13 protein-coding genes are annotated in these 13,662 nt (G+C 60.4%); 3 read left to right on the forward strand and 10 right to left on the reverse strand.

The genetic code is table 11. The annotated features are described in order from the left end of the window. Positions 1-35 precede the first annotated feature (35 nt). Positions 36-2,009: a DNA primase gene (dnaG, locus tag ACUXVH_RS03645; RefSeq protein WP_019094980.1), complete on the reverse strand. Its 1,974-nt coding sequence runs from the start codon at positions 2,007-2,009 to the stop codon at positions 36-38. Positions 2,010-2,492: 483 nt separating this feature from the next. Beyond that, positions 2,493-2,708 carry a 30S ribosomal protein S21 gene (rpsU, locus tag ACUXVH_RS03650; RefSeq protein WP_002551877.1) on the reverse strand — a complete coding sequence of 72 codons (216 nt, stop codon included), beginning with the start codon at positions 2,706-2,708 and terminating at the stop codon, positions 2,493-2,495. Positions 2,709-2,908: 200 nt separating this feature from the next. Here rpsU and tsaD point away from each other — a divergent pair, with 200 nt between their 5' ends. Further along, positions 2,909-3,934 (forward strand): tRNA (adenosine(37)-N6)-threonylcarbamoyltransferase complex transferase subunit TsaD, encoded by a 1,026-nt coding sequence (gene tsaD, locus ACUXVH_RS03655; protein ID WP_011063838.1) that lies wholly within the window; start codon positions 2,909-2,911, stop codon positions 3,932-3,934. A gap of 35 nt (positions 3,935-3,969) precedes the next feature. Here the strand turns inward: tsaD and plsY are convergent, their stop codons facing one another. After that, positions 3,970-4,539 carry a glycerol-3-phosphate 1-O-acyltransferase PlsY gene (gene plsY, locus ACUXVH_RS03660; protein ID WP_065365132.1) on the reverse strand — a complete coding sequence of 190 codons (570 nt, stop codon included), beginning with the start codon at positions 4,537-4,539 and terminating at the stop codon, positions 3,970-3,972. Between the two features lie 74 nt (positions 4,540-4,613). On the opposite strand from plsY, the gene folB reads away from it, so the two are divergent. Both folB and folK read left to right on the forward strand, forming a co-directional pair. Continuing rightward, positions 4,614-4,967 (forward strand): dihydroneopterin aldolase, encoded by a 354-nt coding sequence (gene folB / locus ACUXVH_RS03665; RefSeq protein ID WP_011063836.1) that lies wholly within the window; start codon positions 4,614-4,616, stop codon positions 4,965-4,967. After that, positions 4,958-5,473 (forward strand): 2-amino-4-hydroxy-6-hydroxymethyldihydropteridine diphosphokinase, encoded by a 516-nt coding sequence (gene folK / locus ACUXVH_RS03670; protein ID WP_065365133.1) that lies wholly within the window; start codon positions 4,958-4,960, stop codon positions 5,471-5,473. Before folB ends, folK begins: the two co-directional genes overlap by 10 nt. Before the next feature lie 46 nt (positions 5,474-5,519). Here the strand turns inward: folK and ACUXVH_RS03675 are convergent, their stop codons facing one another. The 7 genes from ACUXVH_RS03675 to apaG all read right to left on the reverse strand — a co-directional run bounded on the left by ACUXVH_RS03675 (position 5,520) and on the right by apaG (position 13,602). Continuing rightward, positions 5,520-6,749, reverse strand: coding sequence for a multifunctional CCA addition/repair protein (locus ACUXVH_RS03675; RefSeq protein WP_065365134.1), 1,230 nt, complete (start codon positions 6,747-6,749; stop codon positions 5,520-5,522). A 66-nt stretch (positions 6,750-6,815) separates the two neighbouring features. Next, positions 6,816-8,378: a SpoVR family protein gene (locus ACUXVH_RS03680; RefSeq protein ID WP_011063833.1), complete on the reverse strand. Its 1,563-nt coding sequence runs from the start codon at positions 8,376-8,378 to the stop codon at positions 6,816-6,818. Beyond that, complete coding sequence (locus ACUXVH_RS03685) at positions 8,375-9,649, reverse strand: YeaH/YhbH family protein (RefSeq protein WP_011063832.1); 1,275 nt, start codon at positions 9,647-9,649, stop codon at positions 8,375-8,377. The genes ACUXVH_RS03680 and ACUXVH_RS03685 overlap by 4 nt, the downstream gene beginning before the upstream one ends. A 118-nt stretch (positions 9,650-9,767) precedes the next feature. Next, a complete protein-coding gene (locus ACUXVH_RS03690) occupies positions 9,768-11,690 on the reverse strand; it encodes a PrkA family serine protein kinase (protein ID WP_011063831.1) in 1,923 nt (640 codons plus the stop codon). A 299-nt stretch (positions 11,691-11,989) separates the two neighbouring features. Beyond that, on the reverse strand, positions 11,990-12,319 hold the full coding sequence (gene glpE, locus ACUXVH_RS03695; protein WP_011063830.1) for a thiosulfate sulfurtransferase GlpE: 330 nt from the start codon (positions 12,317-12,319) through the stop codon (positions 11,990-11,992). A gap of 33 nt (positions 12,320-12,352) precedes the next feature. Beyond that, positions 12,353-13,222, reverse strand: coding sequence for a symmetrical bis(5'-nucleosyl)-tetraphosphatase (locus ACUXVH_RS03700; protein ID WP_015637253.1), 870 nt, complete (start codon positions 13,220-13,222; stop codon positions 12,353-12,355). Further along, positions 13,222-13,602 (reverse strand): Co2+/Mg2+ efflux protein ApaG, encoded by a 381-nt coding sequence (gene apaG, locus ACUXVH_RS03705; protein ID WP_011063828.1) that lies wholly within the window; start codon positions 13,600-13,602, stop codon positions 13,222-13,224. The genes ACUXVH_RS03700 and apaG overlap by 1 nt, the downstream gene beginning before the upstream one ends. Between the last annotated feature and the right edge of the window lie 60 nt (positions 13,603-13,662).

Here is a 13,662-nt window from a genome sequence, read left to right on the forward strand (position 1 = left end):
AAAAACAAGCCGAGGATTATACCCGAGCTATGACCTCACGCGCCAGTTGAGGTCGGGTTTGATGCGGGAACATTGCGTTTTAGAAGCTCAACCAGCTGTTTTTTCTCTTCGCTGCTGAGCTCGCTTTGACGCGATTTCCTGAGAAGTTGCTCTAAAACACGCTCGCGTTGGCGAGCTGACAAACTATTAATGGTGTCGAAAAACTGTTGTTCAAGGTTATCTCCGTCGATCAGCCATTCTTTTTCCGCCAGTGCGGTGAGCAGATGCCCTTGCTGGGTGCCGTGCCAGCGCGCCATCAATTGATGAATAGAGCGTAGCTTAGGATTTTTCTGCACGGCTTCGATCAGAGCCACCAGCAACTGGGTATTGGTGTTGTCGTCATCGGCAAAATGCCCGGCATCTTCAACTTTTTCTGCCAGTTGCGGGTGATGCAGCAAAGTGCGCAAGGCTGAAAGGGTCGGCGGTTCCACTGCAGCGGGAATGCGCGGGCCGCGTGGCTGGTCGCGATCGCCCTGGCGCTTGCCCTTGCCGTTCTTGTCCCAGGGTTTGTTTTCCCATTTCTTGCCGCCGGCATTTTTCTTCGGCGTCCACTCTTGTTGTGGGGCGTACGCCTCCTGATGCGGCTCATGGTAGTCGGCATAATCCGGCATTGCGTCGTAATCGATGCCTGCGTCGTAGGCGGGTGGCGCTTCGGGCGGTGCGCTGTGGGCCAGTTGGTTGACCGTTTCGTTGGTCAGGCCGGTGATTTCGCTCAGGCGCTGGCGCATCAGGGTGCGCAGGTTGGCCCCGGGGATTTTCTCGATCAGGGGCGCGGCCAGGGTCGCCAGATGGGCCTTGCCTTCCAGTGAGCGCGGGTCGGCTTCATCGATCAGTTGCTGGAAAAAGTAATCGGCCAGCGGCTGTGCGTGCTGGTTGATTCGAGCGCGGAAGGCATCGGTGCCTTCGGAGCGGACCAGGGTGTCCGGATCTTCGCCTTCGGGAAGGAACAGAAAGCGCGCGCGGCGCCCGTCCTGCAAGCAGGTCAGGGTCGCCTCCAGGGCGCGCCAGGCGGCCTTGCGTCCAGCCTGGTCACCGTCGAAGCAGAACAGTACGTTGGGTACGATGCGGAACAGGCGCTTGAGGTGTTCTTCGCTGGTGGCGGTACCCAGGGTGGCCACGGCGTTGCGCAGGCCTTGCTGGGCCAGGGCGATGACGTCCATGTAGCCCTCGACAACGATGATTTCGTCGAGGTTGCGGTTGTTCTTGCGGGCTTCGAACAGGCCGTAGAGTTCCTGGCCCTTGTGAAAGACCGGGGTCTCCGGAGAGTTCAGGTATTTGGGCTTGTCGTCCCCCAGAACCCGGCCGCCGAAGGCGATGATCCGACCGCGAGTGTCGCGGATCGGGAACATTACCCGGTCGCGAAAGCGGTCATAGCGCTTGCCGGTCTCGGCGTTCTCGATCAGCAGGCCGGCATCGATCATGGCTTTCTGCTGCAGGGTGTCGCTGCTCAGGTGTTTGAACAGGTTGTCCCAGCCAGGCGGAGCGAAGCCCAGGCCGAAGTCCCGGGCGATCTCGCCGGTAAGGCCGCGCCCCTTCAGGTAGTCGACCGCAGCCTTGCGCGCTGGATGGCTTTTCAGGGCCTGGCGGTAGTAGTCGGCGGCGGCGGTGAGCAGCGGATACAGCGGTGAGTCGGTGGGTTGCCGAGGCTTGCGCTGGCCGCGGCTGCTCTCTTCGCGGGGGATTTCCATGCCAGCCGCCTTCGCCAGTTCCTCGACGGCCTGGGGAAAGTCCAGGTTGTCGTGGTCCATGATGAAGCCGAGGGCGTTCCCGCCTGCGCCGCAGCCGAAGCAGTAGTAGAACTGCTTGTCGGGGCTGACGCTGAAGGAGGGGGTCTTTTCCTTGTGGAAGGGGCAGCAGGCGGTGTAGTTCTTGCCGGCTTTCTTGATTTGCAGGCGCGAACTGACGACATCGACGATGTCGGTGCGGTTCAGAAGGTCGTCAATAAAGCTCTGGGGAATAAGCCCGGCCATGGCGTTCTCGTCATCACTGCGCGCAAAGATAGCCCTGGCGACACTGTCGAAAGTTCAGGTGGCGGCCAAGCGTGAGGTTACGCGGCTCGACCCTGGTTTTCGGCGTGATCGCAGTCGGGAAGTGTATCTGCCGAACGTCCACTGACGTTAGTTTCAATCAGTATTCGACTATTTGAAGGTGTTGCGCTGAGTCCGACAGTGGCTTTGGGCTGGCCTCGGATAGCTCATTAAGCGGGCGCTGGAGAAGGGCGCCTTGGGCTGATCGTCTGTAGGAATCAGATAAGGGTGTGCTCGTCAGTAGCCTTGGAAGGCTCGTCAGAAAAGACGTGCACCGCTGGCAAGAAGCCAGGTCTGACGTGGTGAAGCAGAATCGTCTGGGTCGCATGGGCGGCTTCGACGGTGAAGCATCAAGCGTATTCCGCAAATGCCATTAGCCCGGCTGAGGGCCGGGCTTGGCAGAAGCTTGCAACGAACGTCTGTGTATTAGTACAGACGTACGGCGCGGCGCTGTTCGCGCTGAACTTTCTTGGCGTGACGCTTAACAGCAGCAGCTGCTTTGCGCTTACGCTCAGAAGTCGGCTTCTCGTAAAATTCGCGGCTACGAACTTCAGCCAGAACACCGGCTTTTTCGCAGGAGCGCTTGAAACGACGCAGAGCTACGTCGAAGGGTTCGTTCTCTTTAACTTTGACGGCTGGCATCCAGAGCTACCTTCATTCATTACCGGGGTCAACGTTCTCGTCGCAAAAATCGCGGCTGAGGTCGTCGGTTTTTAAGGGTTGCGGATGTTAACCCCTCAACGCTCGGAATGCAAAGCCTCTGATCGAAAACCGCTGGTCGGGCGCGGGAGTGGCGACTATTATGCGCGCCTTCGAATTCAGCCTCTACAAGGCGCAAACCCATGCTAGTACTGGGATTAGAAACGTCCTGCGACGAAACCGGCGTCGCGTTATACGACAGTGAGCGGGGCCTGCTGGCCGACGCGCTGTTCAGCCAGATCGACCTGCATCGCGCCTACGGTGGCGTGGTGCCGGAGCTGGCCTCCCGGGATCACGTCAAGCGCATGCTGCCCTTGATCCGCCAGGTGCTGGCCGAGGCCGACTGCGTGCCTACCGAGATCGACGCGATTGCCTACACCGCTGGCCCCGGCCTTGTCGGTGCCTTGCTGGTGGGGGCTTCCTGCGCCCAGGCGCTGGCCTTTGCCTGGGGCATTCCAGCCCTGGGCGTGCACCATATGGAGGGCCACCTGCTGGCGCCGATGCTGGAGGAGCAACCTCCGCAATTCCCGTTCGTCGCTTTGTTGGTGTCCGGTGGTCATACCCAGTTGGTTCGGGTCGATGGTATCGGCCAATACGAGTTGTTGGGCGAGACCCTGGATGACGCCGCAGGCGAGGCATTCGACAAGACGGCGAAGATGATCGGCCTGAATTATCCGGGCGGCCCCGAGATTGCGCGCCTGGCGACTCAGGGCGTAGCGGGGCGCTTTGTCTTTCCGCGGCCGATGACCGATCGCCCGGGGCTGGATTTCAGCTTCAGCGGCTTGAAAACCTTCGCTTTGAACACCTGGCAGCAGTGCGTCAGCGCTGGAGACGACGGCGAGCAAACCCGTTGCGACATCTCCCTCGCGTTCCAGCAGGCGGTGGTGGAGACTCTGACCATCAAATGCAAGCGTGCCTTGAAGCAGACCGGTCTCAAACGTCTGGTTATTGCGGGAGGTGTAAGTGCCAACAAGGCATTGCGCGCTTCGCTGGAAAAGATGTTGGCTGAAATGAAGGGCAATGTGTTCTACGCCCGTCCCGAGTTCTGCACCGACAACGGAGCGATGATCGCCTTTGCCGGTTGCCAGCGCTTGCAGGCCGGGCAGCAGGAAAGCCTGGCGATCAGCGTACAGGCGCGTTGGCCGATGGAGCAGTTGTCAGCTCTCTGATTTCATGCGGGGAGGCTCGGGCACATCTGAGGGATTCAAAAATGCCGTTCGCGCCCGGCAAACAGGTCGCGTAAATTGCCGCGGTGGCGCCAGACGATCAGCAGTGTCAGCACGCTCATCGGCAATAGCGCCTCCGGTTTCTGCCAGGCCAGCAGTGGCAAGGTCAGGGGGGTGGCGATCAGTGCGGCCAGTGAACTGGTACGAGTGAGATAGAAGGTCAGCGCCCAGGCGGCGATGGCCAGCAGCGCGGCCGGGGGGTAGAGCCCCAGCAGCATGCCGGCGGCGGTGGCGACACCCTTGCCGCCGCGGAAGCGGAAGTACAGTGGAAACAGATGGCCGAGGACGGCATAGAGCCCCACCCAGGCCTGTTGTTGCAGGGACAAGCCCGCGAGGTGGGCGATCAGCACAGGCACCAGGCCTTTGCACAGATCTCCCAGCAGGGTCAGGACTGCGAGCTTCTTGCCGGCCAGGCGCAGCATGTTGGTGGCGCCGGCATTACCCGAGCCACTCATTCGCGGGTCGGGATTACCCGTAAGGCGGCTGAGCAAAATGGCGAAGGACAGAGAGCCGAGCAGGTAGGCGAAAATCGCCAGTAACCAAAACATGCTAACTATTCCGGGCGAGGAAGCCCTGATTCTAACGGCGCATTGCGCCCTTGTCGTGCTGCGGAGAAGAGTGCTTGGACAGAGTGTTTATCGAAGGGCTGGAAGTGGACACCGTGATTGGTGCCTACGACTGGGAGCGCGGCATCCGACAGTGCCTGCGTCTTGATCTGAGCTTTGCCTGGGACAATCGCCCGGCAGCTGCTGGAGATGATCTGACGCTGGCATTGGACTATGCCAGTGTCTCCACCCGGATCCAGGCGTTTGCCGAGCATGCCCAGTACCAGTTGGTGGAAACCTTTGCCGAGCGCCTTGCCGAGGTTCTGATGAATGAATTTCACATCCCTTGGTTGCGCTTGAAACTGACCAAGCCTGGCGCCGTCCCGGCTGCCTCGGGTGTGGGTGTGGAGATCGAGCGCGGATGTCGCTGACTCAGGTGTATCTGGGGCTCGGTAGCAATATCGAGCGTGAAGTTCATCTTCGGGCCGGGCTCGATGCCCTGGCCGGTTTTCTGGTGGATATGCGTTGCTCGCCGGTGTTCGAAAGCCAGCCGGTGGGAATCAAGAGCGGCCCGTTCTTCAACCTGGTGGTGACGGCTTTTACCGACTTGCCTCTGATCGAGCTGGACCGGCGCCTGAAGTTCATCGAGGCCGATAACGGCCGTTATGCCCCTGATCGTAGAGGCCTGCCGCTGGATATCGATGTATTGCTCTACGGTGAACTGACCGGCAATTTCGATGGCCTGATCCTGCCCCGGGCAGAGATTCTGAAGAACGCCTTCGTGCTGTGGCCGCTGTCGCTGATGGCGCCCGAGCGGGTGCATCCGCTGGCGGGCAAGAGCCTCGGGGCGCTCTGGGCCGAGGCGCAGATCGATCAGGTGCTGGCCCCGGTCGCCTTCGAATGGCGGGGCATGCAACTGACCCCTCCAGACCTGTAGCTACCCTCGGCTAATCGCGGACCCGGCGGGGCGGTCCGCGACTCACTCAAGGCGCGTGCTGTTCCTTGTAGGCCTTGATGGCCTTCAGTCGTTCCAGCCTTAGTGCCTCGCCCAGTTGCGGCCCCTTGAACCCCTGTTCCAGCAAGGGTTGAACCGCCACCTTGCGCGCCGCCTCGGCGGCTCCTCGCAGGTAATCGGCCTGCGGATAAGGCCGCGACTCCAGCCCAAGACGGCCGCGAGCATCCATTTCGCATGCCGCTATGAACTCTTCGAAACGCTGTGGGCGTCGGAACACGTCGAAACTTTGCAATAGTTCCAGGAGTGTCGAGGCCTTGAGTTCCAGCGCCTTGTGGCCGTGGGTATGGTACTGGCCCACCAGCAGTGCCAGCTCCTGGCATTCCCGGGGCGCCTTGAAGCGTTCATTGACCGCCTTGATCAGTTCCAGGCCTGTGCGTTCATGGCCAATGTGCCGTGGCCACTCCTCCTCGGGTGTCAGGCCCTTGCCCAGGTCGTGGAGCAGGCAGGCCCAGCGCACGCTGAGGGGTTGCTGATGCAACGCGGCTTGCAGCAGAACGCTGAGGGTGTGCGCGCCGGTGTCTATCTCCGGGTGGTGGACCGGGGGCTGAGGTACGCCGAACAGTGCGTCGATTTCGGGCATCAGCACCGCCAGCGCGCCGCAGTCGCGCAATACCTGGATAAAGACCTGGGGCTGATCCTCCATCAGGGCGCGAGATATCTCTTTCCAGCTGCGTTCGGCCGTCAGGGCCTGAAGCTCACCGGATTCACTGAGTTCGCGCATCAGCTCGAGTGTCTCTGGCGCCACGCGAAAACCCAGCCCGGCGTAGCGGGCGGCGAAGCGGGCGACCCGCAGTACTCGCAGGGGATCTTCGGCGAATGCCGGGGAAACGTGGCGCAATAGCCGCTCTTCAAGGTCCTTCTGACCGTTGTAGGGATCGGTGAGGCGGCCCTGTTCATCTTCGGCCATGGCGTTGATGGTCAGGTCGCGACGGATCAGGTCCTCTTCCAGGGTGACTTCCGGGCTGGCATGGAAGGTGAAACCGCCATAACCCCGCCCACTCTTGCGCTCGGTACGGGCCAGGGCATATTCCTCGCCGCTCTTGGGGTGCAGGAACACCGGGAAGTCCGCGCCCACGGGGCGAAAGCCCTTGGCGAGCATCTCCTCTGCGCTGGCACCCACTACCACCCAGTCGATATCGGTAACCGGCCTGCCGAGCAGGCGGTCGCGCACGGCGCCGCCGACTTTGTAAATCCGCATAAAAAAACCTCCGTTAGCGCGACAGGATAACCCTTGTATCGCGCATCCGGAGGCTTGTTATCGGGCTTAAAGGTGGATAACCGCCAGGTCCAGGCGACCGTAGTCGTTTTCGTTGTGATCACTCTTTGGCGGTACGTGGTGGGTTTTCATCACCTGGTCGCCCTGCAGGGTTTCCAGGTGAATGTCGAAGCCCCAGAGGCGGTGCAGGTGCTTGAGCACTTCGTCGGTGGAATCCCCCAGGGGTTTACGGTCGTGTTGCTGATGACGCAGGGTCAAGGAGCGGTCGCCCCGGCGGTCGATGCTCCAGATCTGCACGTTGGGTTCGCGGTTACCCAGGTTGTATTGCGCGGCCAGGGTTTCACGGATGATCCGATAGCCGCTTTCATCATGGATTGCCGGTACCAGCAGGTCGTCCTTCTGGTCGTCGTCCATGATGCTGAACAGCTTGAGATCGCGGATGACCTTGGGCGACAGGTACTGCAGGATGAAGCTCTCGTCCTTGAAGCTGCTCATGGCGAACTTGATGCTCGACAGCCAGTCGGTGCCGGCCAGTTCCGGGAACCAGCGTCGGTCCTCTTCCGTGGGCTCCTCGCAGATGCGTCGGATATCGCGGTACATGGCAAAGCCCAGGGCATAGGGGTTGATGCCGTTGTAGTAGGGGCTGTCGAAGCCTGGCTGGAATACCACGCTGGTATGGGAGGTGAGGAATTCCATCATGAAGCCATCGGTGACCAGGCCTTCGTCGTACAGATCATTCATCAAGGTGTAGTGCCAGAAGGTAGCCCAGCCTTCGTTCATCACCTGGGTCTGGCGTTGCGGGTAGAAGTACTGGGCGATCTTGCGCACGATGCGCACGATCTCGCGTTGCCAGGGCTCCAGCAGTGGCGCGTGTTTTTCGATGAAATAGAGGATGTTTTCCTGAGGTTCGGCGGGGAAGCGCGCATTGTCCTTGTCGCTGTACTTGTCCGCGCCCTTGGGAATGGTGCGCCACAGGTCGTTGATCTGTTTCTGCAGGTGTTCCTCCCGGTCTTTCTGCCGGCGCCGTTCTTCTTCGGCGGAAATCGGGTAGGGCCGCTTGTAGCGGTCGACACCGTAGTTCATCAAGGCATGGCAGGAGTCCAGCAGATCTTCCACGGCATCGATGCCATGGCGCTCCTCGCATTGCATGATGTACTGCTTGGCGAACACCAGGTAGTCGATGATCGAGCTGGCATCGGTCCAGGTGCGGAACAGGTAGTTGCCCTTGAAGAAGCTGTTGTGGCCATAGCAGGCGTGAGCCACCACCAGCGCCTGCATGCAGATGGTGTTCTCTTCCATCAGATAGGCAATGCAAGGGTCGGAGTTGATGACGATTTCGTAGGCCAGGCCCATCTGGCCCCGGCTGTAGGATTTTTCGGTGCTGAGGAAGTGCTTGCCGTAGGACCAGTGGTGATAGCCCAGGGGCATGCCCACCGAGGCATAGGCGTCCATCATCTGCTCGGCGGTGATCACTTCGATCTGGTTGGGATAGGTGTCCAGGGCATAGCGGGCCGCGATACGGCTGATTTCACGGTCGTAGGCCTGGATCAGCTCGAAGGTCCATTCCGAGCCGGTGGAGATGGGTTGGCGCTTCTGCTCTCTGGCGGTCATGTCACTAACCTGCGCTGGAAGAGTTCACGGAAGACCGGATAGATGTCTCCGGCCGAAACCAGTTGCTGCTGGGCGAATGTATCGGAAAAGGCCTCGGCGATGCGTTCGTACTCGAACCACAGGGCCTGGTGCTCGCGCGGGGTGATTTCCACGTATGTGTAGTACTGCACGAACGGCATGATCTGGTTGATCAGGATGTCGCGGCAGATCGGCGAGTCGTCGTTCCAGTTGTCGCCATCGGAGGCCTGGGCGGCGTAGATGTTCCACTCGTTGCTCGGGTAGCGTTCGGCCATGATCTCCTGCATCAGCTTCAGGGCGCTGGAGACGATGGTGCCGCCGGTTTCCCGTGAATAGAAGAACTCCTCTTCGTCCACTTCCCGGGCACTGGTGTGGTGGCGGATGAACACGACGTCGATCTTGTCGTAATTGCGCTTGAGGAACAGGTACAGAAGGATGAAGAAACGCTTGGCGATGTCCTTGGTGGCCTGGGTCATGGAGCCGGAAACGTCCATCAGGCAGAACATCACCGCCTTGGAGCTGGGGTTGGGCTGTTTCACCAGCAGGTTGTACTTGAGGTCGAAGGTGTCGAGGAAGGGCACGCGGTGAATCCGGGCACTCAGGCGCTCGATTTCCGCCTCAAGCTCCTGGATATCGCCGAAATTGTCCGGTTCTTCCCGCTTCAGGCGCGCCAGTTCTTCCTTGGCTTCGCGCAGCTTGGCCCGGCTGCTGCCGGACAAGGCAATGCGCCGCGCGTGGGCCGACCGCAAGGTACGGATGATATTGATCCGAGCCGGGTTGCCTTCGTTGCTGATCCCGGCTCGTACGGTCTTGAAGGTGTCGGTTCCGGTCAGGTTGCGTTTCACCAGGTTGGGCAGTTCCAGGTCCTCGAACATGAATTCGAGGAATTCCTCCTGGGTGATCTGGAACACGAACTCGTCCATGCCTTCGCCGGAATTGCCGGCCTTGCCCCGGCCGCCACCGCCCCCACCGCCGCCTTGAGGCCTGGCAATGTGCTCGCCGGCAGTGAACTCCTTGTTGCCTGGGTGAACCACGGTCTGCTTGCCGCCACGGCCATGGTGCAGCACCGGCTCGTCGATATCCCGCCCGGGAATGCTGATTTGCTCGCCATGCTCCATGTCGGTGATGGAGCGCCGGCTAACCGCCTCTTCGACGGCCTTTTTAATGTGGTCACGGTAGCGCCGCAGAAACCGCTGGCGGTTTACCGTGCTCTTGTTCTTGCCATTGAGACGTCGGTCGATCACATAGCTCATGGGCCCCTCCGGGGAGCTTCAAGACATAAGCTTCAAGCGGTAGGCAGCGTTGCAGCAGAGCCCGCAAGGACTCTACGGCAAGGTGCCCGCAGCTTGGGGCTAGAAGCTTGCAGCTGCTTTACTGCGACTTTCTGACCCGCAGATACCATTCGGATAGCAGCCGTACCTGTTTGTCGGTGTAGCCGCGCTCGACCATTCGTGTGACGAAGTCGTTGTGCTTCTGCTGATCCTCCTTGCTCGCCTTGGCGTTGAAGCTGATGACCGGCAACAGGTCCTCGGTGTTGGAGAACATTTTCTTCTCGATGACCACCCGCAGCTTCTCGTAGCTGAGCCAGGTGGGGTTCTTGCCGTTGTTGTTGGCCCGGGCGCGCAGGACGAAATTGACGATTTCGTTGCGGAAATCTTTCGGGTTGCTGATCCCGGCCGGTTTTTCGATCTTTTCCAGTTCCTCGTTGAGGGCCACGCGATTGAGGATTTCGCCGGTCTCCGGATCGCGGTATTCCTGATCCTGGATCCAGAAGTCCGCATAGAGCACGTAGCGGTCGAAGATGTTCTGGCCGTACTCGCTGTAGGACTCGAGGTAGGCGGTCTGGATCTCCTTGCCGATGAATTCGATGTAGCGCGGTGCCAGGTATTCCTTGAGGAAGCGCAGGTAGCGCTCGCGGGTTTCTGCCTGGAACTGCTCTTGCTCGATCTGCTGTTCCAGCACGTACAGCAGGTGCACCGGGTTCGCCGCCACTTCGTGAGGGTCGAAGTTGAAGACCTTCGACAGGATCTTGAAGGCAAAGCGAGTCGACAACCCGTTCATCCCCTCATCGACGCCAGCGCTGTCACGGTATTCCTGGATCGACTTGGCCTTGGGATCGGTGTCCTTGAGGTTTTCGCCGTCATACACCCGCATCTTCGAGTAGATGTTGGAGTTCTCCGGCTCCTTGAGGCGCGAAAGCACGGTGAACTGCGCCAGCATCTTCAGGGTGTCGGGGGCGCAGTGGGCCTTGGCCAGGGAGCTGTTGAACAGCAGCTTGTCGTAGATCTTCACCTCATCGGTGACCCGCAGGCAGTACGGCACCTTGACGATATAGATCCGGTCGATGAAGGCTTCGTTGTTCTTGTTGTTGCGGAAGGTGTGCCATTCCGACTCGTTGGAGTGGGCCAGCAGAATGCCGGTAAACGGAATCGCCCCCAGGCCCTCGGTGCTGTTGTAGTTGCCTTCCTGGGTCGCGGTCAGCAATGGGTGCAGCACCTTGATCGGTGCCTTGAACATTTCGACGAACTCCATCAGGCCCTGGTTGGCCCGGCACAACGCCCCGGAGTAGCTGTAGGCGTCGGCGTCGTTCTGGGGGAATTCTTCCAGCTTGCGGATATCCACCTTGCCCACGAGGGCCGAGATGTCCTGGTTGTTCTCATCCCCAGGCTCGGTCTTGGCCACGGCAATCTGGTTGAGGATCGACGGATAGAGTTTCACCACCCGGAACTGGCTGATGTCGCCGCCGAACTCCGACAGGCGCTTGGTGGCCCAGGGCGACATGATGGTGTTGAGGTAACGCCGTGGAATGCCGAAGTCTTCTTCGAGAATCGCGCCATCTTCCGTGGCGTTGAACAGGCCCAGCGGTGATTCGAAGACCGGAGAACCCTTGATGGCGTAGAAGGGCACTTTCTCGATCAGTTGCTTGAGTTTCTCGGCGAGGGAGGATTTACCACCGCCCACCGGCCCCAGCAGATAGAGGATCTGTTTCTTTTCTTCCAGGCCCTGAGCGGCATGACGGAAGTAGGAGACGATCTGATCGATGCATTCTTCCATGCCATGGAAGTCTTCGAACGCCGGATAGCGGCGAATCACTTTGTTGGAGAAGATTCGCGACAGCCTCGAATTGGTCGAGGTATCCAGCAATTCGGGCTCGCCGATGGCCAGCAGCAGGCGCTCGGCGGCCGAGGCGTAGGCGCTTCGATCCTTCTTGCACAGCTCCAGGTATTCCTGCAGCGAAAACTCTTCCTGGCGTGTGGATTCGAAGCGTTGTTGGAAGTGGCTAAAAATACTCATGACGTCACCTCGCTCGATACGTGGAGCCGGCGTCGGATCAGTCAGTCAAGTGCTGGCATGCAGCTGAGTTTCCAGCTGCTGTTTACCCCCCAGAACACTTTCAAAGCTATCGACCTTGAAAGCTAGTACCGATGACCCGCTCGCCGGTGTACCGGCTCTCCCCTGATTTGGATGGCCTGAGGCTAAGGATAGTTCGGAATCCGGGAGGTCAAGGCGAGATGGGGAATTAGTTGCCCGCTACCGTTCGTCTGGTACTGCGTCAGCCCGCGTCGTACGCGGGCTAGAGCGTCGGAAAAAAATTATTCAGGGTTGCCCTGAGCGGTTTCCGCTGGATAAGTGCTGCGCCACAGTTCGAAGCCGCCATCCAGGCTGTAGACATCGGAAAAACCCTGGCTGACCAGGTAGGCCGCCGCGCTCTGGCTCGAGTTTCCGTGGTAGCAAACCACCACTAGCGGAGCGTCGAGGTCAGCAGCACGGATGAAGTCGGAAATGGAGTGATTGTCCAGGTGTTGCGAGCCACTGATGTGGTTCAGCGCGTAGGTTTGCGGATCGCGGATATCCACCACCACGGCACCTTGCTCGCGCAGTGCCTGGGCCTGTTCTGGGGGGATGCGTTTGAATTCGCTCATGGCGGGCTCCTGGAGCTTGATAATCAGCGCCGGCTAGCGCTTTGCCGGTGCCGGCAGGGGTTCGGGGGAAAGAGCGGCGGTGCGGCCCTGGGCATCGCAGTCGCAGGTCAGGCGTACGCCGCTATCGACATTCAGCAGGGTCATGGCCCCGCCCCAGACGCAGCCGCTGTCCAGGGCGAAGATGCCGGGCTCGTTGCAATGGCCTTCCAGGGCTGCCCAGTGGCCGAAGATGATCTTCAGGTCCCGGGTCTTGCGCTCCTTGTGGCTGAACCAGGGGGCGTAGCCCGGAGGCGCGGTGTCCAGGCCCTCCTTGCTCTTGAGGTCCAGCTTGCCGTCGCTGGTACAGAAGCGCATGCGGGTGAAGTAGTTGGTGATGACCCGCAGGCGGGTCACGCCTTTGAGATCACTGTCCCATTTCGCTGGATCATTGCCATACATGCCGTCTAGGAAGGGGTCGAAGAGGTTGTCGTCGCGCAACGCTTCTTCGACCTCGGCGGCACATTTCTGGGCTTTCTTCAGCGACCACTGGGGGGCTATGCCGGCGTGCACCATGGCGATGTTGCGGGCTTCGTCGTAATGCATCAGCTTCTGCTGGCGCAGCCACTGCAAGAGCTCCTCGCAATCGGGAGCCTCCAGGATCTCGCGCAGAGTGTCGGATTTCTTCAGGCGCTCGACGTTGCGCCAGACGGCCAGCAGGTGCAGGTCGTGATTGCCCAGCACGCAGACCAGCGAGTCGCGGATCGAATACAGGTAGCGCAGGGTTTCCAGCGACTGCGGGCCACGGTTGACCAGGTCGCCCACCAGCCACAGGCGATCCCGTGCGGGATCGAAGGCTACTTGTTCAAGCAGGCATTGCAGAGGTTCCAGGCAGCCTTGCAGGTCGCCGACGGCGTAGGTCGCCATCAGTGCAAGGCTCCGGGCACGGCCAGGCGGAAGGGCGCAATGACGGCGTCGAACTGTTTGCCATCCTCGGCGAGCATCTGATAGCTGCCCTGCATGTTGCCAACCCGGGTGGTCATTACCGTGCCGCTGCTGTAGGTGTGGCTTTTGCCTGCGGCGATCAGCGGTTGCTGGCCCACCACGCCGGCACCACGGACCTCTTCGACATGCCCGTCGCCATCGGTGATCACCCAGTGCCGGGACAGCAGCTTGGCTGGAAGCGAGCCATTGTTCTGCACGGTGATGGTGTAGGCGAAAGCGAAGCGGTTCTGCTCGGGTTGCGATTGGTCTGCCAGAAAGCGAGTTACGACGCTGACGTCGACCTGGTAACGAGGATCGGACATGCAAGAGGCCTTTAAAGCAAAGCGGGACGCGGGACAGGACTGATGGAGGTCAGTCTAGGT

It is taken from the genome of Pseudomonas sp. 8(2025) (assembly GCF_052665325.1).

Bases quoted from the DNA above. Each gene is read 5' to 3' on its own strand.
- dnaG (WP_019094980.1), bottom strand. From the start codon at position 2,009: ATGGCCGGGCTTATTCCCCAGAGCTTTATTGACGACCTTCTGAACCGC.
- rpsU (WP_002551877.1), bottom strand. From the start codon at position 2,708: ATGCCAGCCGTCAAAGTTAAAGAGAACGAACCCTTCGACGTAGCTCTG.
- tsaD (WP_011063838.1), top strand. From the start codon at position 2,909: ATGCTAGTACTGGGATTAGAAACGTCCTGCGACGAAACCGGCGTCGCG.
- plsY (WP_065365132.1), bottom strand. From the start codon at position 4,539: ATGTTTTGGTTACTGGCGATTTTCGCCTACCTGCTCGGCTCTCTGTCC.
- folK (WP_065365133.1), top strand. From the start codon at position 4,958: ATGTCGCTGACTCAGGTGTATCTGGGGCTCGGTAGCAATATCGAGCGT.
- ACUXVH_RS03675 (WP_065365134.1), bottom strand. From the start codon at position 6,749: ATGCGGATTTACAAAGTCGGCGGCGCCGTGCGCGACCGCCTGCTCGGC.
- ACUXVH_RS03680 (WP_011063833.1), bottom strand. From the start codon at position 8,378: ATGACCGCCAGAGAGCAGAAGCGCCAACCCATCTCCACCGGCTCGGAA.
- ACUXVH_RS03685 (WP_011063832.1), bottom strand. From the start codon at position 9,649: ATGAGCTATGTGATCGACCGACGTCTCAATGGCAAGAACAAGAGCACG.
- ACUXVH_RS03690 (WP_011063831.1), bottom strand. From the start codon at position 11,690: ATGAGTATTTTTAGCCACTTCCAACAACGCTTCGAATCCACACGCCAG.
- glpE (WP_011063830.1), bottom strand. From the start codon at position 12,319: ATGAGCGAATTCAAACGCATCCCCCCAGAACAGGCCCAGGCACTGCGC.
- ACUXVH_RS03700 (WP_015637253.1), bottom strand. From the start codon at position 13,222: ATGGCGACCTACGCCGTCGGCGACCTGCAAGGCTGCCTGGAACCTCTG.
- apaG (WP_011063828.1), bottom strand. From the start codon at position 13,602: ATGTCCGATCCTCGTTACCAGGTCGACGTCAGCGTCGTAACTCGCTTT.